Genomic DNA, 21,755 nt, shown 5'->3' with positions numbered 1-21,755 from the left:
CTGGTCTCGGGAAAGAGGCTTGATGAGCTGGTCAATCGGGAGCATCAGCGCACCCCTGCGAAGGCGGCTGCGGCCGCCGTTACGTTCATCGTCAGCTCGAAGGGCCCCGCCGCCGTGTGGCACCTGATCACGAGCTCGAGGGTCGCGCTGTCGAGCATCCGCGCGCGCGTCTCCACGTCCTCGAAGCGCTCGTCCTTCGTCAGCTCGCCGCGTACGAGCCCGGGCACGGCTGCGAGCTCGGCGGGCGTCATCCCGCGCGACAGCAGCGAGCGGAGGTCGAAGCCATAGTCCGGCGCGTCGATCACCCCGCCTCGCGGCGTGGTGAGGCGCCTGTAGGCCGCCTGCGCGAGCGCCAGCGTGGGCCCCGCCATGCGCAGGTCGTCGCGGAGGTCGTCGGCGCAGTCGAGGTCGGCTCCGAAGCCGTCCACCGTGGCCGCTGGCGCGCTGGGCCCGCCGAACGAGGCGACCACCGACCCCAGGATGTCCTCGAGGAGGCTCATGACGTTGTGAACACCCCCTGCATCGCCGCCCAGGCGCTGCTGCTCGTGGTCACCAGGACGAGGGCGTGCGCCGCCGTCGCGTCGGGGCCGAGGGCCGCGGCGAGCTCGCCGCCGAGGGCGCTCTGCGCGCCCGCGAAGGCCAGCAGGCGCACGCCGCCCACCGCGAGCTGCGCCTCGAGCGCAGCCCCGATCTCGGCCTGCGCCTGGACCGTCGCGAACATCCCCTCGAGCTGGGAGATGATCGCGGCCGCGGCCGCGGCCTGCTCGGCGAGGCTCGGCGGCTCGATCCCGAGCGCAATCGAGGCCTGGAGGTTGCTCACGATCGACTGCGCGATCTCGAGCTGCGCAGCGAGGGAGAGCGACGCGGTGGGCGTGAACGACGCCAGCGCGGTGAGCTGCGCGGACACGTTGGGCGCCGCGATGTCGCAGGCGACGTCGATCGCGGCCGCAGCGCCGGCGGCGGCGGGGACCACCGCCCCCAGGGTCAGCGAGCCGAGGTCCGAGATCATTCCGACCTCACCTTCGCCGACGAGGTGGTGATGCTCCCCATCGTCTGGCCCGGGGACCAGACGACCATTCCGGTCGCCGGCGAGCCGCCGATCGTGCCGGTGAACGTCGCCGGCGGGAGAAGGGTCGTCACGCTGTCGGCGTTGCGGGCGACGCCCCGCACCGCTGTCCTGCCGAGCAGCAGCTCCTGCGCAGCGTCGAGGGCGAGCGACAGCGGGACGAACGTCTCCTCGCCGTCGCGCGAGAAGCCGGTGATGATGGGGTATCGTGGGTCGCCTTCGATGAACTCGACGAGCACGATCGCGCTCGGGGTGAGCTCCGCGAAGAGCCCCGCCATGCCGGCCACGATCGGGATCGGCGGGATGTCGGGCAGCCCGGCGCGCCGGTTCACGGCCTGGAGGACAACGAGGTCCTCCTGCATCGCGATCACCCGGTATCGGTACCGGCCGAGGAAGTCGTATTTGGGCAGGAGCTCTCGCACGATCGTCGCGAGGGTCCGCAGCAGCTGATCGCCGGTCACGCAGCGAGCTCCTCTCCGACCGCGCTCGCGCGGAGCGCGGCCTTGCTCATCTCGATGCGGAGCTCCCGCACCAGGAGGGGCCGCTCGAGCCGGCCGCGCAGCACCGAACCGACCACCACGGCCGTGGGGTCGTCGAGCGCGAGCTCGGCCACCTTCTCGCGCTCGTTGAAGTCGAGCAGCTGGTAGGCCTGCTCGGGCGTCTCCACGCGCGGGCGCGCGCCGGCGCGGGTGACGCCCTGGTAGTCCACCCACCAAGGCGTCGCGCCCAGGAGCTGCTCGAGCACGCGCGAGGCCGGCGCAGCCTGCCGGATGAAGTAGCTCGAGCCGAGCTTCCCCGAGAGCGTCGTCGGGTCGAACGTCTCGCCGACGTCCGCGGCGAGGCTGGTGACCGCGCTCCGGAGCGTGACCCCCTGGGTGTTGTGCATCTGGCGCGCGGTGCACCTCGTCAGCCAGCCGCCGGCGCCCGCCACGACGCGCGCGCGCCGCCGGTCCTGGAACGCTCCCGAGCGCGCAGGCGCCACCACGCCGCGGAGCTCGAGCCCGCCGAGCGTGACGACGGCAGAGCCCGCGACCGTCACGGCCTGGTCGAGCTCGACGTCCACGAACCAGAGGCCGGCGTACGGGACGTGGAGACTCGCCGTGAGGACGCGAGCGCCGTTGATCGTCGCGAAGAGAGCCATTCGTCAGCCTCCCAGCGCCCGGCTAAACACCGTTCCGAGGTCGTCTGTCGGCTTCTGAAACTGCTCTTTCAGGTACAGAATCGACGTGTCGTAGCGGTCCTCGGCCGTGGGCTCTTTCAGCGCCGCGGTGCTCCCCTCCGGTTTCGAGAGCATCGGCATGGGCGCCCGGAACTGGATGAACTTGATCTCACACACCCACATCCCGGTTTCGTCCTCGGGCGCGAGCTGCGAGCGGTCCTCGACGACGACCGAGCGGATCTGGAGGTCGTCGAGCGCGGGATGGTAGATGTCGAGCGCCTTGGGTCGCACGCCGCGCGGGGGCTTCGTCAGCAGCTGCGCCCAGCTGTCCCACTCATCGAAGTGCGCATCGTCGAAGAGACGGATCCGCACCGTGAACTTCGCGAGGTTGTCGCCCGTGTAGACGACGAACGCGCCGGAGAGGCCGTATCCCTTCCGGATGTCCCAGTCCCGCGGCGAGCCGGCGCCGACGACCTCCGCGAGGCCGGGGTTGCGACGGCTGGCGAGCACGATGGTGCTCCACGGATCGGAGTCGCGCAGCGGGTTGATCATGTCGTCTCCGGGTCGAGAGGGATCCCGCCTGTCGTCGCCGCGTTCTCGAGGACGTCCACCAGGCGCGCGAGGAACGTGCGGCTCGTGAGCTCGTCGGCGTCCTTCACGCCGTTGACCTCGAGATGCTCGACGTAGAGCATCGGAGCGCCGCGCCCGCCGCCGCCGGCGCCGAAGCGGCCGCCCCCCTTCGTCCCCCCGAGGCTCTCGACGGCCGCGCCGGCGAGCCCGTGCGAGGCCGCCTCGACCCCCGCAGTGCTGTGCTCCACGCCGAGCTCCACACCCTGGCCGAGGAAGTCGCCTTTCTCGAACCCGACCTTTGACGGCGAGGCGATCTTCCAGACGCTCTCGAGCGCGGCGACCGCCGACGACCCGAGTCCCTTCACCGCTTTCACGAGGCGCGAGACGCCGCCGGTGATGCCGTTTACGAGGCCGTCCACGAGCCGCGCCCCGAGCTCGCCGAAGTCGACGCCGGCGATGGCGTCGTAGGCCCACCGGAAGGCGACGTAGAGCCCGAAGACGGCCGCGCCCACGGCCAGCATCGCAAGGACGAGCCCGGCCGCGATCACCCCCACGAGCACCCCGAGCGGCACGAACGACAGGGCGATGAGCCCGGCGATCGGCACGAGCGAGAGCAGCATGCCGCCGAGCAGCGCGACCGCAGCGACGCCGGCGTACATCGAGACCTTGAGCCAGTCGACCTTCGACTTCGTGCTGGTGCCGAACGCGTCGTCGAACGACCGCTTCAGCCGCTGCACCGTGATGACCACGAGCAGCGCACCGATCACCATGCCCTTGAAGAACGCCTGCACGTACGGGCTGACGGTGCCGACCGCCTCGAAGATCGGGTTGAGGACCGTCTCGGCGATGAACTTGAGCTGCCGCCCAGTGACGGTGTTCTGATCGAGCAGGCGCAGCACGCCGCGCAGGCCCTCGAGGAAGCGGTCGATCTTGACGTCCTTGAAGAGCGCCCCGACGTCCTCCCGTGCGCGCTGGAGCTGCGTGCCGAACTCCAGCATCTGCGCGGCGGCGAGCTTGCCGAACTTCGCCTGGACCGCCGCGTCGAGTGCGGCGAGGCCGTCGACCACCTTGACCCGGCCGTTCTGGATGGCCGTGATCGCGGCCCGCATGGAGGCGCCGGTACGCTTCGCGAGCTGCGCGGCGACGTCCTGGAGCTTGAGCCCGGTCCCGTCGAGCGAGAAGGCGTTGAGCACGAAGACGCGCGTGCGCGCCGCCTCGGTCGCGATGCTCTGGAGGGTGCTGCCCGCAGCGTTGCCCATGACGGCGGTCGTGGTCGCGACCGCCGAGAAGGCGGCCTCGAGCGCGCGCCCCTGAAGCCGGGTGCGGCCGAGCGAAAGGGCCATCTCGTTGAGCTGCCCGCGGGCGAGGTTCACTCGCTGGGAGAGCAGCTCGACCTGAATGCCGAGCCGCTGGTCGGCGCCGGCGCCGGCGTTCACCGCGTCGAAGAGCAGCCGCGTCTCGCGCGCCGCGCTCGCGGCCTGGAGCGCGTAGGCCGCGAGCTGCGCCACGGCGGCGACCGCGGCGACGGTCAGGGCGACTAGCGCGACGGCGAGCACGATCGCGGCGCCGGCGGCGCCCGCCTTGCCGAGCACCGCCTTGAGCTGGTTCGCCCGGCCGATGAGCCCCACCACCGGATCACCCGAGCCGGTGACCGTCGAGATCAGGTTGGACACGCCGGCGTTCGCGACCCCGGCCTGGGCCGCGACCGGGCCGAATGTCCCGCCCAGCTTGACGTACTGCTCCTGCGCGGCCCCGAGGGCTGCCTTCTTCGCCGTGAGCTGGTCGCGCAGCTTCTTGAACACCTCCGTGTTCGCGTTGCCGCCCACCTGGAGACGCCGGAGCGCGGCCTGCAGCTCGCCGACCGCCGCCTGGTCGGCCTTCATCTTGTCGCGCAGGCCGGAGAGGGCCTGTGCCAGATCGCGCGCCTTGTCCGCCCCCTTGGCGTCGAGGTCGATCGCAAACCTGGCTTCCTGGTCTCCAGCCATGTCCGGTCACCCACGCAGCGACTTGATCGCTGCCTCGATGCGGCGGAGCTCCCTCAGGATCACCACCGCGCCCGCCGCGCCCCTCACGAACTCCGCCTCGGTGCGTCCGCGCTCCTGGAACAGGCAACGAATGAGCTCGGCGCTGAGCCCGTCGTTCCCCCTCGCCCGCTCCACGAGCTCGTCTATTTTCCCCCGACCTCCTTCGAACCGATGCCGGCGAGCTCGAGGACCTTGCCCGCGGCGGTCACGAGCACCATCGGCATCTCCTTGACCATGTCGTCGAACTCCTCGATGGGCGGATATTCGACGTTCGGGCGCACGAGCTCTCGACACGCCTGCACCGACGGGTTCGCACCGTGCTTGTCCGCCCAGATGCGGACCTTGATGCCGTCACCCCTTCGCAAGATGACGAGACCGACGCGCGTCTCCATCGCGGCGGTGCGCAGGCCGAGCGGCCCGTACTTCGCCTCGGCCGCAGACAGCGCCGCTTCCTCCCGGCACTTGCGCTCGGTGGCGGCGATCTCTTCCTGAATCTCCGCAAGGCGCCGCGCCTTCTCGCGACCGGCCTGGAGGGTCGCGAGCTCCTCGCGCTTCTTGTCGAGCTTCGCCTGGAGCTCCTTCTCCTGCTCGCCGGCGGCGCTCGGATGGTCCTCGTATTCGCTGTCGCTCATGTCGTCAGTACCTTCCCTGGCGGTTGTCGAACAGGGTCATGCCCTGGATGTTCGGAGTGCTGAGCTTCGCGTACATGACGGAGATCGGAATCTCGTCGATCGCCGCGTCGGGCCCGTTGGAGATGCTCCTCTTGGCGCCCGAGATCTCGCAGCCGAAGAGCTCCTCGGTGACCGAGATCTCGTCCTCCACGTACTGAAGCGTGAAGTGGAACTGCACGTTCCCGTAGCTCTTGCCGTCGGGGCTCTTGCGCGCGAGCGCCTCGATCAGGGCGAGCGCGGTGGACTTGTACATCTTGATCGAGCTGCCCTCGACGCTGTACTTCCCCTTCGTGCGGCCGCGCGGGACACCGGCCTTGTCCATCCCCCACGCGAAAGCCTTCTCGAGCTTTTCCTCGTAGTCGACGCCGGTGAACCCGTAGAACTCGTCGTTGTCGATCTTGGCCGTCGCGCTCGACCAGGAGAGCTCGTAGCCGTTGCGACGGAAGACATCCTTGCCCGTTGCCATGCTTCACCCCGTGACCGTGACGGGGGCGTTCGCCGACGCGACGAGCGCGACCTTCCCCCGGAGCTTCTTGAGATACGCGAGCGGAACGACGCGGACCTGCCAGCCAATCGCGCCGGTGCGCAGCACGTCATCCGTCCGGCTGAGCGTGAAGACGACCGCCGTCGCCTTGCGGTTCCCGACGAGAGCCGATCCGAGACGGGCGGTGATCTGCCCCTCGATCGAGAGGGCGACATCCGGGTCGATCCTCCCGGACCCGTCCTTCTTGACCACGACGCCACGAGACAGGATGGGCTCGAGCTCGGTCCGGGCGACCGTGCACGCGATGTCCACGATCCTGCCGTATTGCAGGTACAGGAAGTCGGAGCCGACCGGCGCGAAGAGGCGCGGGTTGTTGACCCACACCCCCGCGCGCCCCTCCCACGACCGCAGCGTCAGGAAGCGCTGATCGTCCAGCCCAGGGTTGATGAACTCGTTGTGCTCGTCCGGGTTGCCGTTGCCGTCCGCGATGGCGACGCCAGGGAACGGCCCATAGGCGAGCTCGGCGAGGTCGATCTCCTCCGAGACGGCGGCCGCGAGCGCCCCGACGGCGAGCGCTGGCGAGCGCCGGTAGCGCCGGCGCGAGATGGACGAGTCGATCTTGGCCCCGCCCGCGCAGAGCGCCACGCGGCGGCTGGCGGAGGCCCCGAACGCCGCGATCATCGCAGCGAGGTAGGTGGCCTCGCTCTCGCCGGGGTTCGGCTTCCTGGCGTGCGCCACGGCCCGCCGCTCGCGGCCGGCGGTGTGCATCGCCTCGAGGCCGGCGTCGAGGGTGGAGAGCTTCGTCGCGTCCAGGTCGCCGTACACCAACAGCGACGACCAGCGAGCCTGGGTCAGGCGCAGCGACGTGAGGCCGGCGCCGAGCTCCGTGGCATCGAACCCGGGGGCGGTCGTCGGGTAGCTGAGCTGGTCGCCGGTGATGATGGTGCCGGCCGCGAAGTCCACCGCGCCGCCCCCGGGCACGGTGAGCTTCGTCGCCGTGCCCAGTGCGTACACCGGATCGGTCGAATTGAGGCCCGTCCGCCCGCCATCGTACGACCGCCAGTAGGTGATCCCCGTGGCGCCGATCGTCCCGCCCGTCTTGAACCGGATCACGATCTCGAACTCGTCGATCGGTTCGGCGGTGGCATCGAGCGTCGGGTTGCTGGTCCCCGTGATGCCGTCGGTCAGCGTGCCGTAGCCGCCGGCCACGCTCGCATCCGTGCGGACCGGCAGAACGGTCAGGCCGAAGCGCTCGATCGCGTACGCGCACGCCTCGACGAGCGGCCCCTCGACGTACGCGTCGACGAGGTCCTGCGTCTGGGTGATCGGCGCGGACACGCCGAGCGGTCCGTCGGCCGCGGTCGCCACGACAGCGAGCATGGCGTCCTGCGGAGCTCGGATATCCAGCTGGTTGTCCAGCACATCGATTTCGACACTCGGGTTCATCTCAGCACCCCTGCTCCTCGCCGTTCGGCGTCACCAGGAACGTTTGCCCATTCCCCTGGATCGGGGCCTCTCTCCTCGGGCGCGGCGTCGCCACGACGGGCTGGCGGTGCTCCAGCTGGAACACGACCTCTTCGCCGAACCGGCGCTCCGTCGTGCCGAGGAGGCGAGGCGCGCTCGGGCTGTAGAAGCCCGCCGTGTAGCTGTGGATCGCCTCGAGGACGAAGTCGTGCAGCTCGACGAGCGACTCCCAGTTGGCGACCTCGTCGTTCGGCGCCGCCGGGTCGTACGCCCACACGAAGACGCGACCGACGAACGTCCAGTCCCAGAGCGAGCGCGGGTTGCGCCCGGGCTTCACAGGGGCGTCATAGCCGCCCAGGGAGCCACCATCGTCGCCGGGGGCGAAGACCACGCGGTTGGCGCAGCCGGAGCCCTGGTTGATCTGCTTGGCGATCTCGCGCCGACCGAACACGACCTCCGCGGTCACTCCGGCGGCCGCGAGCTTGTCTTTCACGTGGCGGTAGAGGCCGGTGAAGCTCAAGACTTCACCTCCAGCGCCGGCGCCTCGACGTCGATCGAGGCATCGCTCAGTCGAAGCACGAGCGCGACCGCGGGGCTCTCCGCCGACGTCTCGAGACGAAGCGCCGTCACGCCACGCAGGGGGATCTCCGTGCCATCATCGAGCACGGCCAGGACCTCCATGTCGGCGATACTGGGAGACTCCCCTCGCTGCGGCCTGCACCGCACCCGCACGCGCGCGGAGCGCGACAAAGCATCTCTGTCCGCGGCGGCGATGTCGCTGATGTGCCCGAAGACCGTCATTTGCTCCCGCCCTTCACGAGCTGCCGCCACGGCGGCACGAAGCCCAAGCGGATCGCGTTGCCGAGCTTCTCCGGCAATCTGCCGAGCGGGATGACGCGCCTCACTGGCTTCCCGCCGGCGCCGAAGTGGTGGAAGACCTCAGGCCCAGTGAGCGTGATGAGGATGACCGTACCGATCGCCTTCACCGCGATCGCCTTCGCGGCGTTCTTCAACGCGCGCCCGCCGTCGACCTTGCGCACCGCCCACGGCGTGCCGTCCGGTGCCTGCCCCGCGCTCGCCGTGCGGTGGAGCTCCTCGCCGACCTTCTGCGCCGCGAGCGGGGCGGCGAGCTCCGGGAGCCGCGCGAACTCTTGAGCGGCCGAGATCATGCGCTCCAGCGCCGCGTAGTCACCGCCGGAAGCCAACGCGACCTCCTCTCAGCGACAGCGCGTCGACCTGCCGGTATTGCCAGGAGTACGGATCGGGCTCGGCGTACGAGAGCGGTGTGCCTTTCGACACCGCGGACGCGCCGACGCCGTCGGTCACCAGGACGAGCTCGTAGCGGCCGTTCTCCGCGTCCGACGTCTCCTTGATGTCCTCGTCGGCCCAGTCGCGCTGCGCGGAGATGTACGCGTCCTGCTCGCTGCTCGGGTTGAACCCGCGGCGGAGATAGGCGTCCAGCGTGACGAACGCCGTGAGCCACGCATAGACGATCTCGGGGGGCGCGTCGGTGGTCCGCGACCGCAGCGGGACCACGTACCGCTTGACCAGCCTGGAGTCGATGCGCGAGCTGTGCTCCTCGAGCTTCGCTCCGAGGAAGCCCGGATAGCGCGTCTCAAGCTCGTCGATGTCCTCCCCGGGCATGATGCTCCGGGTGCGGAACTCTGGGACGGTGAGATATGGCATCTGGACCCTCTGACCCCGAAGCCCCGCCAGGCAGTGCCGGGCGGGGCGGGGCGCGCCCGCGGACGGGCGCTCGACTCGTGTTCACGCGGCCGACGTCAGGTCGGCGGCGTCCCCTCGAACCGGAAGAACAGGAACGGGTCGCCGTACTGCGCAGCGCTCCTACCCTCGTAGTTCCACTCGTACTGGTTGACCCGCGCGAGCTCGATGTCGGTCATGTCGGTGTACGTCGACAGGACGAACGCCTCGCGCTCCTGGAACACCATCGCTCCGCGCATCGGCGCTTCCTCGTCGGCGACGATCGGGACCGCGAGGTACCAGACGTGCGGCTCGTCGCCGAACTCCGGCGCGACGATCGGCGGCACGAAGCTGTAGTCGGCCTGGTTGGCGAGGATGTTATCCGCGCTCGCCCCGGCAGTGGGGTTGGTGGGGTCGGTGATCGTCTTCGCGCCGGTCAGCGTTCCCGCGGTGAGCCGCTTCTGCGGAGCGACGATGAGCTGCGTGGCCTCGAGGTAGCGCGGCGTCACGCCGTCGGGCTGGCAGACCGACTCGATGTACGCGTAGGCCTCGGCCAGGTTGCCCGCCGTGAGGTCGAACGGCTCGTCGTTCGAGTTGAGCGTGAACAGGTTCGAGTAGGTCCCCGCGCCCGCGTTGAAGGGGTTGTACGGGTGGCTCGTGCTGAAGAACGGCTGCCCGTCGTAGCACTTCTTCACCTTGCCGTTCTTGATGAGCTGGACGACCTGGCGCTGCGGGTGATACGCGCCCGCCTTGCCGATGTCGCTCGCCCACTGCGCGGCGATCTCGTACTGGTTGTCCTTGATCTGCCGCTTGGACAGCTTCAGGGCCTCGCCCCAGTACTCGTTGGTGATCGAGAACTGCTGCGAGACGAGGTCGGCGTAGATCCGGTTCGCGCCCTCCTGGCCCATGCTGTGGATGCGCGCCGTCGAGAGCTGCCACTCGTAGATCTCGGTGAGCGTGTTGCTCGGCTGCGTCGAGGCGATCTTCTGCCACCAGAGGCGCTTGAGCACCCTGGTCCACGCGCTCTGCACCCGGTGCTGGAGCTCGGTCTCGAAGGACGTGATGAACTGCTGCGTGATCGCGCCCATGGCTCAGACCTCCATCCAGACGAAAGCGCCGAGGTCGCTGGACGCGGTCGTGACGTCCAGCACCCTGTTGTTGGTGGCGACGTGGCCAGTCGCGAGCGTCGTCAGCGTCTGGTCGTCGAGCCAGTAGACGGTGCTCCCGCAGTTGGCCCTGGAGACCGCGTTGGGCGCGGCGTCGTTGAGGTAGCCGCGCATGAGGCGATTTCGGCCGAAGTCGATCGCGCCGAGGACCGCGCCAGCGGCGCCGCCCGTGTTGTCGTAGGTCTTCGGCGCGAAGCCGGCCGGCTTGATCGTCGTGCTCGAAGTGACCGGCACCAGGTTGCCGGCCGTGTCGAACGCGACGGCCGCGCCCTGGTTGATCTTGGTGTTCGCCGCGAGGGGCACGCCCTCGAGGACGCGGCACGAGCGGAGCCGCTCGCCGACAGGTCCCGTCGTCGCGGACATGTTACTTCCCCCCTCCTGCGCCGAGCGGCGTCGAGCCCTCGGGCACGTTGCCCACGTGCGACATGACGAGCTCGCCGCCGCGGGCGCGCGCGATCGCCGGCCGCGCCGCCCGGCTCCCGAAGGCCCTCGTGAGGCCCTCCTGCTGGTCCCGCGGCAGGCGCGCCCGGGCGGCCTCGCGGCTCATGCCCAGCGCCCCCCCGACGCGCCCGGCGCCCTCCCCCTGGGTCGCCGTACGCGCCGGGCCGCTGCTGCGCGCGAGCGGCTCCACCTGCCGCGCGAAGTCGTCGAACTCGGCGTCGGGGAGCTTCGCCGCGAGGTCGGCGATGTCCTTCGGCAGCCGCAGCTCCCGGAGGCGCTCCTCGCGGCTCCGCCGAGGTGCCTCGGTCCGCGCGCGGAAGGCCGTCAGGAGGGCCTCCACGGCGACGCTGGAGGCCTTGCCCCCGCCGGCGCGCTGGTAGGGCTTGTTGCCGCCGTCGGCGTCGCCCCCGCCCTCCCCCTCGCCGCCCACCGCGGCCGCGGCCATGGGCCCGCTGGCCCCCTCCTCGTCCGTCTTGGCGGGCGCCCCTGCCCCGTCGGCTGCCGCCCCGCCCGAGCCCTCGCACGCGGCGAGAATCTCCGCCAGCAGGGCCTTTACCTGATCAGGCTCGATGCTCTCGCTCGAGAGCAACGCCTTGATCGCCGCGATCAACGTCGGATCCATTCGAGACCTCCCGCTCGAGCGGGTGCGTCCCGCGGCGAGCTGCACGCCCGCGCGGCTCATCGCGCGCGCGAGAATCCTTCCCCGGCTGCTCTGGCCGAGCTCTACGAGCAGCGGCGAGAGCGTCCACACGGCCTGCTCTTCAGCGGCTCTCGACGCCGGCTCGTGGCCGCCGAGGGGCGCGAGCAGGCAGTGGAGCAGCTCGTGGACGACCGTCTCCTCGACCTCGGCCAGCTCCGCCGCGTCCGCCGGCGTCCGCACGAGGATCTCGGCGGTTCGGTTGTCGACGAGCCGGTAGCACAAGCCCCACACGGGCGTGCCGTCCTTCCGTGTGAGGTCGTCGACGTAGCGGGCCGTGAGCGTCCAGTCGCGGAGCCCGAGCCGGAACTGCCACCACCGCAGGCGCTGTTCGAGGTCAGGCAGCAGCAAGGTCTGCCTCCACGTCGTTCGCGGCCTCTTCCGCTAGCGTGATGAGCGCGCGCGCGGCGACGAGCGCGCCGCTCTCGCCGTAGTCCCTCCGCCACCGGGCCAGGATGCGCGCGGCGATGTCGTCCGGCTGCGCGTCGCCATCGACGTCGCCGCGCACGGGCACCCCGAAGTCGGACAGGAGCTGTCGCGTGTCCAGCGGTATCCCGTCGGCTGCCATGACCTCCCGGAGTGCCTTGATGGCGCCGGCGGCCTTCGTGAGGGTCTCCGCGACAGCCGCCATGTCCGCCGGCGGGCGCGTGTCCCACTCGACGCGCGTGGGCGTGCTGAGATACGAGCCGCCGAGGTAGCGCCACACCACGGGCTCGATCCCCTGCGTGCTGATGGTGTCGGCGAGCGCGATGCCGTCCGACTCGATGCGGTTGTAGAGCATCGTCTCGAACGTGTCGGAGTTGCTGAATCCGACGCCGCCCGTCTGCGTCACGATCTGCCCGACGAACGCGATCATGAACTCGAGGTTCGAGTGCTCGATGATCGCGTGGAACACCTCATGACCGCGGCCGTTGCTCTCGAGGAGCTTCACGTCGTATCCGCGCGTCATCCCGAAGACCGTGTTCACGCCCCACTGCATCACGGACTGGAACCACGACTGGCTCTGGTCCTCGCTGGCGCCCTGCGGAGAGACGGCCACGCGCGCGGGGTGCGCGAGCTTGCCCGCGTAGTTCTCGCGGTAGTTGATCGCGTGCTCCTTCGCAATGAAGGCGCGCCCGGCTGCGTACCAGATGCCGTTCTTCCAGGGCTCGTTGACGCCGCCGGGGCGATGCAGCACCCAGCGCCCGTTGCCAGGCTCGATATCGAGCAGCCCCGCTGCCGACCGGTATTGCCAGCGGTCCTCGTCGTAGCGGTAGTAGAGCCACTGGGGATCGAGGCGCCGGAGCTGCGGCAGGTACATCCCCTCCTCCAGGACGAACTCACCGACCCCGACTCCGCAGATCCCGCCGTCGGCGTCGAGCTGCGCGAGCTCGGCGGGAGGGAAGATGTGGTCGAAGACCCCGGGCTGCCCCTGCTCCCCGTCGAGCCAGCGCACGACCTCCGAGTGCCCGACGCAGCGCCGCGGCAGACGCACGAGCCCGCCGAACCTCGTATCCACCAGCCCGCGGACGACGGCATCCCGGGTCAGGGCGCCGCGCAAGCGCCCGACCTCGATCAGGTTGCCGCCGTCCGCGAGCTGCGACGCGCACGCGAGGTCGGCCTGGTACCACTCGACAACGGTGCGGGAGAGCGGCGCCAGGTTGCGGGCCCGGCGGCGCTTGCGCCTCGGCGCCTCGGCGACGCTCGCCGGCGCCGGCGTCGTCGGCTCGAGAAGGATCTCGGCGGCCTGGCGCGCGGCCTGGCCGACGACCTGGCGGATGCGGGCGCGGAGGCTCATCGACGCCCTCCGCGGCCGCCGTACGGGTCGATCGCGCCCGCGTAGGGGCTGAGCCCTGGAGCGGGCGCCGCGCGGCCGGCGTCGCCCCGCAGGGCGGCGTAGGAGCGGACCTCCGCCGGCGTCGGCTCCTTCACCAGCGGCCCGGCTTCCTCGCTCGTGAGCGTCCGGGCCTCCCACACGGCGAGCTCGCAGGCGTTCCGGCGATCAGGCGATCGGCCGAGGATCTTCTTGAGCGCGTCGTTCGAGATCACCCGCCGGCGCCCGCCGCCGGCGTCAAAGGCCTTCGTGTGACCGATCTCGCCCTGCAGCTTCCCGTCGGTGGGAATCGCGCCGCCCGCCTTGAGCCAGGCCGCGAAGCTGCACGCGACCTCGTCGCGGAGCTGGAAGTACTCGCGAGGCCGCCGCGCGGTGTTGGTGCCGTTGACGCCGACGATCTCGATCTCGCCGGCGTACTGCTGAAGCGCCTTGCCCAGCCGCACCCCGGGCCCGTTCGAGTCGTAGACGACGAGCGGCGGGCGCTCGTGCGGGAGCCGATGCGCTCGCGCTGCGCTCATCACGTGCTCGGCGAGCTGCTCCTCGTCGCCGGCGTTCGAGATCGAGATGACCTCGAGGATCTTCTGCCCCCGCCTCGGCGCGATCGCGGCGTCGTCGCCCGTGAACGCGACGTCCACCCCGATCTGGAGCCGCCCCTCGGCGCGCGCGCTCTCCCAGCGCTGCTCGGCTGCCTCGATCACGTCGACGGGGACGAGCTGCCCCTCCTCGTACTTCGGGTCCTCCCCGCGCACGCGAACGGCGTAGAGGACGGAGTCCTTGCCCCACTCCTCCGCGCGCTCATCGCACCACCGCCGCGTCGCGAGGCCCGGGATCACGACGCGCCCGGAGCGAGCGTTCGGCGTGTCTTCCGAGCTGATCTGGAACGTCTTGTAGAGCTTCTTCTTCGCCGGGTCGTGGCGGCTCGCGTAGAACTCCCCCGTCGTCCGCAGGGGATTGCCGATCATGAGCACCCGCACGCCGCCGGCGGCGTTGCCCTTCATCGCGTTGAAGACGCCGTCCGGGATGCCGGAGGCCTCGTCGTAGATGAAGAGCATGTTCGGGCCGCTGAGGCCCCCGATGGCGTCGACGTCGCGCGCCGTGTACCCGAAGATCTCGCGACCGTCCGGGTACCTGAGCCCGCGGTGGGGCTCGACAGACAGCCACTCGGGATCACCGAGCGGCGAGCAGAAAGGGCACGGGTCGGGCGTCTTGCCCTCGCGCAGCTCGATGGCGCGGCAGTCGGGGCAGCGCCCGGAGCGCTTGTAGAACTTCGTGACCTCGCGCCAGATCACGACGCGGATGTGCTCGGCCTTCGGCGCGAGGAGCACCACGCGCGCTTCGTCGAACGAGCTCGCGAACCAGTGCGCCGCCCCGGCCGCGAGCGAGCTCTTGCCGATCTTGTGGCCGGACACGACGCTGACCCACGCGCCGGCGGGCACGAGCGCGTCGAGGACATCGGCCTGCTTGTCCCACGGCTCGAAGTTGAGCTGCTCCGCGCAGAAGCGGTTCGGGTCGCGCTGGTACTCGGGGCTCGGCCAGGTGCGGCGCACACGCGCCGCGCGCCGCTGGACGACGCGCGTCTCCAGGTCGTCGAGCCAGGTGCCAGCAGCCGCGGAGCCCATCAGGCGGCGAGCTCCTTCGCGGCGGCTTCCGCCTTCCGCGCACGGAGGACCTCGAGGAGCCGCTCCGCAGCGCCCGGGAACGTGTCGACCGCCTCGAGCACGAGCTCGACGAAGGCCACGTAATCCGGGTGCTCATGGAGCGGCGGGACCTTGGCGCCGTCGCCTCGGATCTTCGCCCTCAGCGTCTCCCACTGCCGTGCTTCCGCCTGGATCTCCCGCAGCGCGGACGGCGTGATGGTCGGGTCCTTGGCGGCGTCGATCGCGTTTCGGAGCGCGCGGTCCGCCATCATCCCGACGCGCTCCAGCGAGCTCGCGGGCAGCAGGCCATCGGGCCGCGGCTCCCGCTCTGACTCCGGTGGTTCTACATGAGGGCCTCTCGTGGGCTCGGGCTGCGTGGGGGCGGGCGCGGGCGGGCGCTGCGCCGCTCGCTGCACGTGCGTTCGGTGCCGCTGGAGCGCGAGACGCGATACGCGGTGCTGGTCAGCGAGGGCGAGGATCGCCGCGTCCGGATCTGCCGCCTCGGCGGCTGCCGCATGCGCTGCGTCGATTGCCGCCCGCCGGTCGGCGGGGAGACGGCAGATCGTGCAGCGCTCGGTCGTCACCCAGCGAAGGTGAGCGATCTGGATATGCAGTGATGCATAATCGCTCTGCGCGGCCCTCGATTATGCAGGCGGCTGAGCGCCGATCGCGCTGGACGCGGGACGCGCCCATGCCTCGAGCGGGATACCGTAGACGCGACGGCAGGCGTCGCGGTCCTCGTAGCTGCGCGGGGCCGACTTCCCCGTCTCCCAGCGCGATACCGTGCCTTGGGTGACCCCGAGCTTCCGCGCCTTCTCGGCCTGCGTTCCGGGGGCCTTCTGGAGCAGCACGCTCCCCTCGCTCCGCATCGATCCGATATGCAGTCGCGAGCTATGCAGTGCTGCATAAACTCCCGAGCTCGCCCGCGCCGTGCGCGAAAAAGTGCCCACTCCGTCGCCCGGCGCCCCCTCTATTACTGTAGCAGCGGAATTCAAGAGCTCTCCTGCCGGGTGGCGGCTCACCATTGGCACTTATGAGAATGTGAGTTCTCGAAAGCTTGAGTCGCGTCCGCCGGCGGCTCGCGCCGGAACGCGATGTGGCCGTGCTTGATGCGCGGCTCGGGCCGGTCGAAGTCGGGCTGATCGAGGCGCACGGTCACGGGCCACACGGAGATGTCGGCCTTGGCCATGGCCTCTCGGAAGCGACGGAGGAAGGCGCGCACGGTCGACATCAGTAGTGGTCGTGCAGCACGAGGTCCTCGCGCGGCAGGCTCAAGAGCTTGTGAGGCTCCTGGGGGGCCAGGATTCGCACCTTCTCGAGCGACAGGCCCGCCTTGCGCGCGAGGTCGCGTGCTTGACGCTCGAGATGGACGCGCCGTTCCCCTCGCGCGGCCACGACGTGGACTCGGCGGCCCTCGCTCGCGGCGGCGAGGGCCTCGCAGAGCACGCGCGTCGTGCGCCCCGTGCCGCGCCTCCCGCCGACGCCAGCGTGGTCCGCAAAGGGGATCAGGCCGGCTGCGGCGCGGACCTCGTCAGGCGTCATCGGCCGGCGCTCCTTCCGCTCGGAGCTCCGCCTCGTCCACGCCCAGGGTGGCAGCGATCTTCTCCGCGGCGTCCTTCATTCCGAACCCCTGCTGCTCGAGCTCGACGTACTTATCCCCGTAGGCGGTCAGGGCCTCCCCCTCGCGCCACGCCTCGCGGAGGGCGGCGATCACCGCGGAGCGCTCCAACGTGACGGGCTGGTGCTCGAGCTCCTCCAGGTCGACGTCCACCTCGTCCTCGGCGAGGCCTGCGGCGGCGCGAAGCTGCCAGAGCGTCCGCACGCGGCGCAAGGCGATGGCCAACACGGCGGCTGCGAGGAGCGCCGCCACGTACAGCGTGATGAGCAGCCAGCTCGTGTCCGAGACCAGGACTGCGCCGATCGACGAGGCACCAGCGCTCCAGATGATCGCGGTGAGCCTGCTCGCGGCCCGGTCGTACACCTCGTCCTTCGCGACGTCGTACTCGAGCTCCGTCATGTCGCCCTCGCTGCGGCCACGAGCTCGAGGAACGTCGACCAGGGGAAGCTCGGGCCCGGGTCCCAGTGGTCGCTCTTGCGGAACGCACGGCTCGCGTCGACGTGCCCCGTGATGCCCCTCGCGCCGCCGGCGAGGTCCTCCGGGGAGAGCTTGCAGATCGGGATCTGATGCCTGCGGCAGATGCCCGCGGTGAGATCGGCCGCGCGCGCGAGGAGCCCGCCGGCGAGCCACTCCGAGGCGCTCTGGCGCGCGGAGCCGCAGAGCTCGATCTGGATGCCGGTGCGGTTGGCGCCCGGCGCAGCCCAGGCCACGTCGTCCTCAGCGACGCACGCGATCACCTCGTCGTCGTCGACGACGTAGTGGGCGGAGGCCTGCGGCGCGGCGCCCCCGCCGAACCAGCGCGCGACGGCTCGCGCAGCACCACGGCCACGCGCGCCCTCGGTCGAGTGCAGCACCACCAGGTCGGCGACGGCGCGCGACGCAGCGGTGAAGTTCCGCGCCGGGATCCACGTCTGCGGCGGGGCCGGCGCGGCGGTTGGCGGCGCCGGCGGCGCGAACGGCTGACCAGCCAGGAGCACGCCCGGCTGCCTCGCGCCGAGGAGCGCGCCGTCCCACGAGACCAGGGGCGCGAGCAGCGGGTCGCGAAGCACATCGGCGAGGTCCGCCTCACGGCCATCGAGACGGCACCGCCGGCGCGGGCACTGCCACGCCTGCGAGTAGTCCGTGTGATCGAGGTTGTGGGCAAGCCCGAGGCTCTGCCACGGGCGGCCGTCGGGCCGCATCCAGCCGTAGTTCGCCGCGCGCTGAGCCGTCGCCCCCGGGTTGAGCACCCAATGCTTCCAGCCCCCCTGCGAGACGAGGCCTGCGCGCCCCGCGATCGCCGCGTCGATGTCGCGCGAGCGCGCGATCATGGTCGCCGTGGTCGCCATCGTCGCGTCGGGCGCCCGCGGCCCGACGTAGATGCGCACCGCGGCCTGCTGGTGGGCCAGAGCGACGATGCGCGGCGTCGGCAAGAGGCAGCCCAGGAGATCGGCGATCTGCTGGGCCGAGCGCGCGGTCACGTTGACGCGCACCCCCTCGATCTGCAGCGCGTCCTCCGGCAGCTCGACCTCGAGGACGTGCGCGCGATCGGTCACCCGGATCGTCGCCCACCGGATGGGATCGTGACGGCCGAGCCGCACCTCCTCGAGGACCTCGGCCTCTCGTGCCGCGCCGGCGGTGTCGGGCAGCCAGGACAGCGCGCTCATCGGGCCGCCTCGCGCGCCGCGAGCTCGGCGAGGTCCTCGTCGACGGCCTGGTCGACGACCCGCACCGCGGCGCGGAACGCCTCGCGCACCGTGCGCACGCAGGCGACCCGATGAGCGCTCTCCGTGGCGAGCTCGACGCACGCGCGCTGCGCGCTCGGATACGAGACCACGATCGCGGCGCTGACGGCCTCCGCCGGAGGCACGTCGAGGGGCGTATCGGCTTCGGGCAGGCCCGCGCAGCCCGCGCAGACCAGCGCGAGCTCGGCGAGCACCAGCAGGCCCGAGAGGGCCATCAGCGCCTCCAGGCCAGGTACACGAGCGCGCCGTAGCCGCCCAAGATGACCAGCACCGGCACGAGGGCCTCGATCACGGTGCATCACGAGCTCGCATCCACCAGGTGAGCGAGGCGTCGGAGAACGCGGCCGCAGGCGGCACGCACCCGCGAGGGCTTGGGCGCCAAGGCGCGCTCGATCTCGCGCTCGACCTCGTGCCGCGTGACGAGCGCCGCCTGGGTCACGATCGCCAGCACGAGCCCCTCCATCACCGTTCTGGCCTCCTGATGATAGTTGAAGTCGGCCCCACCCTCCAGCGGGATGTACTGCCCCTGCGCGTCTTGCTTTGAGTGCAACTCGGCCCACTTCGCGATGGGTTGATCAAGAATGGTGTTCCCCAGCATGCTCTCCCTCGATCCGGCGTATTCCACCGGCCTATTGCCAATTCACTCGCGCACGCGCGAGAGCCTCGCTCTCGATGCGGCGCACCTCGTCGATGCTCACCCCGAGCACCGCCGCCACCTCGCCGGCGCTCGCGCCCCCGCGGTCCGCGACGTCGAGCGCGCAGCTCGTCGGCAGGTCCGGCGCTGTGAGCTCGGGCCCGAGGTGGTGGACGCACCGAACGTGCGGACACGGCCGCGGACCGTCGATGCAGTCGCCGCGCGTGAGCGGCAGTCGCCGCCGCGCGCTCATTTCGTGATCAGCGCCAGCGAGCGATAGGAGATCGTCCGCTGGAACCGGAAGAGCTCCGCGCCGAGCTCCCGCTTCACCTTCTCGTTATCGAGCCTCACCTGAGAGACGCTGGTCAACGCGATTCGACCGTCGTAGTTCGTCTCTCCGGGGTGCTCGTCGAAATAGGCCATCAGGACGGGCTTCGCGGCCTCTTTGACGGCCTCCGCCTTCTTCTCCTGCAGCGTCGCTTCGACCCACGCATCCGCTGCTTCCTTCACGCTCGCGAACTTGATCTCCATGCGGTCCTCCGGCTCACTTGAGCCGCAACAACTCCGCCGCTCGGCGCTGCACGTCCTCGCCGCGGCGGTCGTACTTCTGGGTGGTGGTCACCTGCGCGTGCCCCGCCATCCGCTGCACCGTGATCGGGTCGGCTCCCCGATCGAGCAGCTGCGTGATGAACGTGCGGCGGACGTCGTGCGGGCTGAAGCGCTCGACGCCGGCGGCCGCGGCGAGGCGCTGCAGGATGTCGAGCACGGCCTGGTCGGTGAGCCGGCGCGCCCCGATGCGATCGAGCCGGTCGATCGGCAGGAACAGCGCCGGGTGCGCGACGTGCGCGCGCGACGCGAGCCAGGCCTCGAGGGCGCCCGCGGCGCCTCCGAGGAAGGCCCGGCGCTCCTTGCCACCCTTGCCGGCCACCTTCAGCGCGGCCTCGCCGGCGACGTAATCCTCGCAGTCGAGTGCCACGACCTCCGCGCGGCGGAGCCCGCACCCGTAGAGCAGCGCGACGAGGGCCGCGTTGCGCGCTCCAGCTCGGGAGCGGAGGTCGCAGGCGCCGAGCAGCGCGAGGACCTCCGCCTCGCGCAGCGCGCGGCCGCGCGGAAGCCGCTCACCGCGCGCAGGCTTCAGGTCGCACGCGGCGGCGCAATCCTCGGCCGACATCAGCCCGAGCCGGCGCGCCTCGCGGAGCACCCCGCGGAGCGCCGCGAGCGCCCGGTTCACCGTCGCGGGCGCATAGCGCGAGACGAGCCCCGCGCGGACGGCCTGGGTGTGCTGGTAACGCAGGAGGTGCCAGGGCACCGAGTCGGCGTCGAGCGCGCTGCTATCGGCGCCGGCGCTGAGCTCCGAGGCGATCGCGTCGAGCGCGCCCCGCATCGCCCGGCGGCCCTTCTGGGTCGTCAGCGAGGCGAGGTAGACGAGGTGCGGCTGGCGGTCGCGCCGGAGCTGCTCGACGGGCACGAGCTCCACCGCGGCGACGCGGCAGAGGACCTCGGCTGTCGCGGTCTCGTCGGTCGGCACAGGCCGCACGATGCGCGCTCACCCGGCGCGCTGACGAGGTGCATCCAGGTACACGACAGGCGATTTATTCCCCTATGTTTATCGGCCTTTTTGTGCGCCAAGTACACTTGGGTACACGCAATGCACGCCGGTGCACGATCCAGCGCTCGGCGCAGGGCTACGCCGCGCGCCCTCGGCCGACACGTGGCCGCTGGATGATGCGCCCGCGCGCGCGCTCCGCGAGCCGCTCGAGGTCGAACGCGCGCGCAGGCCGGACCTGCCGCGCGAGCCAATCACCCATCACGACCTCGTACGTGAACGGCTCGTCCCAGGCGTTGTAGAACACGAGCAGCGGATCGAGGTTCCGCCGGCTCGCCTTATAGACCATGCGCCATTGCGACGGTTGGAGACCAGCGTGGGCCGTCATCGCCTTCCACCCGACGAGCTTGCGCTGGCGCGTCTCCGCCGGGTCGGTCGTGTCGACAGGTCGCCACACAGGCTGGCCCATGGCGTCGAGCCGGGCGATTGCTTCGACCACCGGCCCTTGGGGGCCCACCACCACGCGCAGGCCGGCCTCGCAATCGACCCATTCGACGCGTGGTTGTCGCCCGGCGACCTCTCCGGCGGGGCTTGAAACCAACGGGCGGGAGTGCGCAGGGTGTGACTCTGACACGATCGCTAAGTGTACATACCATTGCGGCCGCGCGTCAGGATTTACCAGAACATAGGACACAAAATGTCCCTACGCGAGAGTGTGCGCGTGGGTGGGCGATGAAAAGGGAATCAGCGGGTCGTCTGCCGCACAACGCGCGGCGGGCGGACGCTGGCGTCGAGAGCAAGGCGAACCCTTCCCTCTGCGAACCGCTCACGGGCGCGATGGCGCGTCAGGGCGGCGGCCGCCGCCGAGCGCGCTTCCCGGAGCCGGGCCCATGCCGTCTTTGGCGCGACACCCGTCATCGCCGCGATCTCCTCGATGGAGCGCCCTTCCGCTGCGGCCACGAGCACGAGCTGCTGCACGGCGGCGAGCTCGCCGAGGGCCGCGACCTCCGCCCGGCGCTCGAGCCGGACGTCGGCGCCGGGCGTCGGCTCGGCCAGGTCGTCGGGGAGCAGCTCGACGCCGCGGCGAGCCGATCTCCGACGGTGGTCTCTCGCCTGCCGCCGCGCGATCCCCCGGAGCCAGCACCGGAGCGCAGCCCCGGGTCTCAGCCCGGCGACGGGCGCGAACCGCCCTCCCTGCAGCACGCGCCACGCTCCGAGGCACACCTCCTGCGCGACATCTTCGATGTCATGTACCGCGACACCGGATCGTTGGAGCGCTGCACGGATCACCCCGCGCTCCTTCCAGACAGCTTGGAAGTCATCGTCCATGTCCCCCCCTC

The 21,755-nt window shown here is 71.0% G+C and carries 33 protein-coding genes; 1 reads left to right on the top strand and 32 read right to left on the bottom strand.

What is annotated here, in order from left to right; all coding sequences use genetic code 11:
* Window positions 1–44 precede the first annotated feature (44 nt).
* The 20 genes from WME82_RS01990 to WME82_RS01895 all read right to left on the bottom strand — a co-directional run bounded on the left by WME82_RS01990 (window position 45) and on the right by WME82_RS01895 (window position 15,165).
* Window positions 45–500 carry a hypothetical protein gene (locus WME82_RS01990; protein WP_438041453.1) on the bottom strand — a complete coding sequence of 152 codons (456 nt, stop codon included), beginning with the start codon at window positions 498–500 and terminating at the stop codon, window positions 45–47.
* Complete coding sequence (locus tag WME82_RS01985; protein WP_438041452.1) at window positions 497–1,009, bottom strand: hypothetical protein; 513 nt, start codon at window positions 1,007–1,009, stop codon at window positions 497–499. The genes WME82_RS01990 and WME82_RS01985 overlap by 4 nt, the downstream gene beginning before the upstream one ends.
* Window positions 1,006–1,527, bottom strand: a complete 522-nt coding sequence (locus WME82_RS01980) for a hypothetical protein (RefSeq protein ID WP_438041451.1) — start codon at window positions 1,525–1,527, stop codon at window positions 1,006–1,008. The genes WME82_RS01985 and WME82_RS01980 overlap by 4 nt, the downstream gene beginning before the upstream one ends.
* On the bottom strand, window positions 1,524–2,207 hold the full coding sequence (locus WME82_RS01975) for a hypothetical protein (protein ID WP_438041450.1): 684 nt from the start codon (window positions 2,205–2,207) through the stop codon (window positions 1,524–1,526). Before WME82_RS01975 ends, WME82_RS01980 begins: the two co-directional genes overlap by 4 nt.
* A gap of 3 nt (window positions 2,208–2,210) precedes the next feature.
* Window positions 2,211–2,777 (bottom strand): hypothetical protein, encoded by a 567-nt coding sequence (locus tag WME82_RS01970; RefSeq protein ID WP_438041449.1) that lies wholly within the window; start codon window positions 2,775–2,777, stop codon window positions 2,211–2,213.
* Window positions 2,774–4,780, bottom strand: coding sequence for a hypothetical protein (locus WME82_RS01965; RefSeq protein WP_438041448.1), 2,007 nt, complete (start codon window positions 4,778–4,780; stop codon window positions 2,774–2,776). The genes WME82_RS01970 and WME82_RS01965 overlap by 4 nt, the downstream gene beginning before the upstream one ends.
* 6 nt (window positions 4,781–4,786) lie before the next feature.
* A complete protein-coding gene (locus WME82_RS01960) occupies window positions 4,787–4,954 on the bottom strand; it encodes a hypothetical protein (protein WP_438041447.1) in 168 nt (55 codons plus the stop codon).
* An 8-nt stretch (window positions 4,955–4,962) separates the two neighbouring features.
* The gene (locus WME82_RS01955) at window positions 4,963–5,451 is read right to left on the bottom strand and encodes a hypothetical protein (RefSeq protein ID WP_438041446.1); all 489 of its coding nucleotides are present in this window, start codon (window positions 5,449–5,451) and stop codon (window positions 4,963–4,965) included.
* A 4-nt stretch (window positions 5,452–5,455) separates the two neighbouring features.
* A complete protein-coding gene (locus tag WME82_RS01950) occupies window positions 5,456–5,956 on the bottom strand; it encodes a hypothetical protein (protein WP_438041445.1) in 501 nt (166 codons plus the stop codon).
* 3 nt (window positions 5,957–5,959) lie between these two features.
* Entirely contained in the window at window positions 5,960–7,420 is a 1,461-nt protein-coding gene (locus tag WME82_RS01945; protein WP_438041444.1) for a DUF2586 family protein, read from the bottom strand.
* 1 nt (window position 7,421) lies between these two features.
* Complete coding sequence (locus tag WME82_RS01940; RefSeq protein ID WP_438041443.1) at window positions 7,422–7,958, bottom strand: hypothetical protein; 537 nt, start codon at window positions 7,956–7,958, stop codon at window positions 7,422–7,424.
* Complete coding sequence (locus WME82_RS01935; RefSeq protein ID WP_438041442.1) at window positions 7,955–8,119, bottom strand: hypothetical protein; 165 nt, start codon at window positions 8,117–8,119, stop codon at window positions 7,955–7,957. Before WME82_RS01935 ends, WME82_RS01940 begins: the two co-directional genes overlap by 4 nt.
* 116 nt (window positions 8,120–8,235) lie before the next feature.
* Window positions 8,236–8,643, bottom strand: a complete 408-nt coding sequence (locus tag WME82_RS01930; protein ID WP_438041441.1) for a hypothetical protein — start codon at window positions 8,641–8,643, stop codon at window positions 8,236–8,238.
* Entirely contained in the window at window positions 8,627–9,124 is a 498-nt protein-coding gene (locus WME82_RS01925) for a hypothetical protein (RefSeq protein ID WP_438041440.1), read from the bottom strand. The genes WME82_RS01930 and WME82_RS01925 overlap by 17 nt, the downstream gene beginning before the upstream one ends.
* A gap of 95 nt (window positions 9,125–9,219) precedes the next feature.
* Window positions 9,220–10,227, bottom strand: a complete 1,008-nt coding sequence (locus WME82_RS01920) for a Mu-like prophage major head subunit gpT family protein (RefSeq protein ID WP_438041439.1) — start codon at window positions 10,225–10,227, stop codon at window positions 9,220–9,222.
* 3 nt (window positions 10,228–10,230) lie between these two features.
* On the bottom strand, window positions 10,231–10,668 hold the full coding sequence (locus WME82_RS01915) for a hypothetical protein (protein WP_438041438.1): 438 nt from the start codon (window positions 10,666–10,668) through the stop codon (window positions 10,231–10,233).
* A 1-nt stretch (window position 10,669) separates the two neighbouring features.
* Window positions 10,670–11,794, bottom strand: coding sequence for a hypothetical protein (locus WME82_RS01910; RefSeq protein ID WP_438041437.1), 1,125 nt, complete (start codon window positions 11,792–11,794; stop codon window positions 10,670–10,672).
* A complete protein-coding gene (locus WME82_RS01905; protein WP_438041436.1) occupies window positions 11,781–13,220 on the bottom strand; it encodes a phage portal protein family protein in 1,440 nt (479 codons plus the stop codon). Before WME82_RS01905 ends, WME82_RS01910 begins: the two co-directional genes overlap by 14 nt.
* The gene (locus tag WME82_RS01900) at window positions 13,217–14,875 is read right to left on the bottom strand and encodes a hypothetical protein (protein WP_438041435.1); all 1,659 of its coding nucleotides are present in this window, start codon (window positions 14,873–14,875) and stop codon (window positions 13,217–13,219) included. Before WME82_RS01900 ends, WME82_RS01905 begins: the two co-directional genes overlap by 4 nt.
* A complete protein-coding gene (locus WME82_RS01895; protein WP_438041434.1) occupies window positions 14,875–15,165 on the bottom strand; it encodes a hypothetical protein in 291 nt (96 codons plus the stop codon). The genes WME82_RS01900 and WME82_RS01895 overlap by 1 nt, the downstream gene beginning before the upstream one ends.
* A gap of 75 nt (window positions 15,166–15,240) precedes the next feature.
* Between WME82_RS01895 and WME82_RS01890 the strand changes: the two genes are divergently transcribed.
* Window positions 15,241–15,510: a hypothetical protein gene (locus WME82_RS01890; RefSeq protein WP_438041433.1), complete on the top strand. Its 270-nt coding sequence runs from the start codon at window positions 15,241–15,243 to the stop codon at window positions 15,508–15,510.
* Between the two features lie 27 nt (window positions 15,511–15,537).
* Here WME82_RS01890 and WME82_RS01885 read toward each other — a convergent pair whose 3' ends face one another.
* The 12 genes from WME82_RS01885 to WME82_RS01830 form a co-directional block, all read right to left on the bottom strand.
* On the bottom strand, window positions 15,538–15,762 hold the full coding sequence (locus WME82_RS01885) for a helix-turn-helix transcriptional regulator (RefSeq protein WP_438041432.1): 225 nt from the start codon (window positions 15,760–15,762) through the stop codon (window positions 15,538–15,540).
* 149 nt (window positions 15,763–15,911) lie between these two features.
* Window positions 15,912–16,082 (bottom strand): hypothetical protein, encoded by a 171-nt coding sequence (locus WME82_RS01880; RefSeq protein WP_438041431.1) that lies wholly within the window; start codon window positions 16,080–16,082, stop codon window positions 15,912–15,914.
* A gap of 41 nt (window positions 16,083–16,123) precedes the next feature.
* A complete protein-coding gene (locus WME82_RS01875) occupies window positions 16,124–16,435 on the bottom strand; it encodes a hypothetical protein (protein ID WP_438041430.1) in 312 nt (103 codons plus the stop codon).
* Entirely contained in the window at window positions 16,425–16,910 is a 486-nt protein-coding gene (locus WME82_RS01870; protein WP_438041429.1) for a hypothetical protein, read from the bottom strand. The genes WME82_RS01875 and WME82_RS01870 overlap by 11 nt, the downstream gene beginning before the upstream one ends.
* Window positions 16,907–18,157, bottom strand: a complete 1,251-nt coding sequence (locus WME82_RS01865) for an N-acetylmuramoyl-L-alanine amidase (protein WP_438041428.1) — start codon at window positions 18,155–18,157, stop codon at window positions 16,907–16,909. Before WME82_RS01865 ends, WME82_RS01870 begins: the two co-directional genes overlap by 4 nt.
* A complete protein-coding gene (locus WME82_RS01860; protein ID WP_438041427.1) occupies window positions 18,154–18,450 on the bottom strand; it encodes a hypothetical protein in 297 nt (98 codons plus the stop codon). Before WME82_RS01860 ends, WME82_RS01865 begins: the two co-directional genes overlap by 4 nt.
* A gap of 83 nt (window positions 18,451–18,533) precedes the next feature.
* Window positions 18,534–18,833, bottom strand: a complete 300-nt coding sequence (locus tag WME82_RS01855) for a hypothetical protein (RefSeq protein ID WP_438041426.1) — start codon at window positions 18,831–18,833, stop codon at window positions 18,534–18,536.
* Window positions 18,834–18,864: 31 nt separating this feature from the next.
* Complete coding sequence (locus WME82_RS01850; protein ID WP_438041425.1) at window positions 18,865–19,122, bottom strand: hypothetical protein; 258 nt, start codon at window positions 19,120–19,122, stop codon at window positions 18,865–18,867.
* The gene (locus tag WME82_RS01845) at window positions 19,119–19,400 is read right to left on the bottom strand and encodes a hypothetical protein (RefSeq protein WP_438041424.1); all 282 of its coding nucleotides are present in this window, start codon (window positions 19,398–19,400) and stop codon (window positions 19,119–19,121) included. The genes WME82_RS01850 and WME82_RS01845 overlap by 4 nt, the downstream gene beginning before the upstream one ends.
* A 13-nt stretch (window positions 19,401–19,413) precedes the next feature.
* A complete protein-coding gene (locus tag WME82_RS01840; RefSeq protein ID WP_438041423.1) occupies window positions 19,414–20,397 on the bottom strand; it encodes a tyrosine-type recombinase/integrase in 984 nt (327 codons plus the stop codon).
* Between the two features lie 157 nt (window positions 20,398–20,554).
* The gene (locus WME82_RS01835) at window positions 20,555–20,914 is read right to left on the bottom strand and encodes a hypothetical protein (protein WP_438041422.1); all 360 of its coding nucleotides are present in this window, start codon (window positions 20,912–20,914) and stop codon (window positions 20,555–20,557) included.
* Window positions 20,915–21,159: 245 nt separating this feature from the next.
* Window positions 21,160–21,744, bottom strand: a complete 585-nt coding sequence (locus tag WME82_RS01830) for an RNA polymerase sigma factor (RefSeq protein ID WP_438041421.1) — start codon at window positions 21,742–21,744, stop codon at window positions 21,160–21,162.
* Window positions 21,745–21,755 lie beyond the last annotated feature (11 nt).

The organism is Sorangium sp. So ce128, from assembly GCF_051525245.1.
GTDB lineage: Bacteria > Myxococcota_A > Polyangia > Polyangiales > Polyangiaceae > Sorangium > Sorangium cellulosum_B.
Note: the sequence above shows the minus strand (reverse complement) of the source record. Positions and strands in the feature narration are given on the sequence as shown.

Excerpts from the sequence above, each read along its gene's own strand:
- WME82_RS01915 (WP_438041438.1), bottom strand. The coding sequence starts at position 10,668 with ATGTCCGCGACGACGGGACCTGTCGGCGAGCGGCTCCGCTCGTGCCGC.
- WME82_RS01975 (WP_438041450.1), bottom strand. The coding sequence starts at position 2,207 with ATGGCTCTCTTCGCGACGATCAACGGCGCTCGCGTCCTCACGGCGAGT.
- WME82_RS01990 (WP_438041453.1), bottom strand. The coding sequence starts at position 500 with ATGAGCCTCCTCGAGGACATCCTGGGGTCGGTGGTCGCCTCGTTCGGC.
- WME82_RS01880 (WP_438041431.1), bottom strand. The coding sequence starts at position 16,082 with ATGGCCAAGGCCGACATCTCCGTGTGGCCCGTGACCGTGCGCCTCGAT.
- WME82_RS01855 (WP_438041426.1), bottom strand. The coding sequence starts at position 18,833 with ATGCTGGGGAACACCATTCTTGATCAACCCATCGCGAAGTGGGCCGAG.
- WME82_RS01850 (WP_438041425.1), bottom strand. The coding sequence starts at position 19,122 with ATGAGCGCGCGGCGGCGACTGCCGCTCACGCGCGGCGACTGCATCGAC.
- WME82_RS01860 (WP_438041427.1), bottom strand. The coding sequence starts at position 18,450 with ATGGCCCTCTCGGGCCTGCTGGTGCTCGCCGAGCTCGCGCTGGTCTGC.
- WME82_RS01945 (WP_438041444.1), bottom strand. The coding sequence starts at position 7,420 with ATGAACCCGAGTGTCGAAATCGATGTGCTGGACAACCAGCTGGATATC.
- WME82_RS01970 (WP_438041449.1), bottom strand. The coding sequence starts at position 2,777 with ATGATCAACCCGCTGCGCGACTCCGATCCGTGGAGCACCATCGTGCTC.
- WME82_RS01950 (WP_438041445.1), bottom strand. The coding sequence starts at position 5,956 with ATGGCAACGGGCAAGGATGTCTTCCGTCGCAACGGCTACGAGCTCTCC.
- WME82_RS01905 (WP_438041436.1), bottom strand. The coding sequence starts at position 13,220 with ATGAGCCTCCGCGCCCGCATCCGCCAGGTCGTCGGCCAGGCCGCGCGC.
- WME82_RS01875 (WP_438041430.1), bottom strand. The coding sequence starts at position 16,435 with ATGACGCCTGACGAGGTCCGCGCCGCAGCCGGCCTGATCCCCTTTGCG.
- WME82_RS01920 (WP_438041439.1), bottom strand. The coding sequence starts at position 10,227 with ATGGGCGCGATCACGCAGCAGTTCATCACGTCCTTCGAGACCGAGCTC.
- WME82_RS01985 (WP_438041452.1), bottom strand. The coding sequence starts at position 1,009 with ATGATCTCGGACCTCGGCTCGCTGACCCTGGGGGCGGTGGTCCCCGCC.
- WME82_RS01865 (WP_438041428.1), bottom strand. The coding sequence starts at position 18,157 with ATGAGCGCGCTGTCCTGGCTGCCCGACACCGCCGGCGCGGCACGAGAG.
- WME82_RS01870 (WP_438041429.1), bottom strand. The coding sequence starts at position 16,910 with ATGACGGAGCTCGAGTACGACGTCGCGAAGGACGAGGTGTACGACCGG.
- WME82_RS01830 (WP_438041421.1), bottom strand. The coding sequence starts at position 21,744 with ATGGACGATGACTTCCAAGCTGTCTGGAAGGAGCGCGGGGTGATCCGT.
- WME82_RS01965 (WP_438041448.1), bottom strand. The coding sequence starts at position 4,780 with ATGGCTGGAGACCAGGAAGCCAGGTTTGCGATCGACCTCGACGCCAAG.
- WME82_RS01895 (WP_438041434.1), bottom strand. The coding sequence starts at position 15,165 with ATGATGGCGGACCGCGCGCTCCGAAACGCGATCGACGCCGCCAAGGAC.
- WME82_RS01885 (WP_438041432.1), bottom strand. The coding sequence starts at position 15,762 with ATGCGGAGCGAGGGGAGCGTGCTGCTCCAGAAGGCCCCCGGAACGCAG.
- WME82_RS01955 (WP_438041446.1), bottom strand. The coding sequence starts at position 5,451 with ATGAGCGACAGCGAATACGAGGACCATCCGAGCGCCGCCGGCGAGCAG.
- WME82_RS01900 (WP_438041435.1), bottom strand. The coding sequence starts at position 14,875 with ATGGGCTCCGCGGCTGCTGGCACCTGGCTCGACGACCTGGAGACGCGC.
- WME82_RS01845 (WP_438041424.1), bottom strand. The coding sequence starts at position 19,400 with ATGGAGATCAAGTTCGCGAGCGTGAAGGAAGCAGCGGATGCGTGGGTC.
- WME82_RS01890 (WP_438041433.1), top strand. The coding sequence starts at position 15,241 with ATGAGGGCCTCTCGTGGGCTCGGGCTGCGTGGGGGCGGGCGCGGGCGG.
- WME82_RS01935 (WP_438041442.1), bottom strand. The coding sequence starts at position 8,119 with ATGGAGGTCCTGGCCGTGCTCGATGATGGCACGGAGATCCCCCTGCGT.
- WME82_RS01925 (WP_438041440.1), bottom strand. The coding sequence starts at position 9,124 with ATGCCATATCTCACCGTCCCAGAGTTCCGCACCCGGAGCATCATGCCC.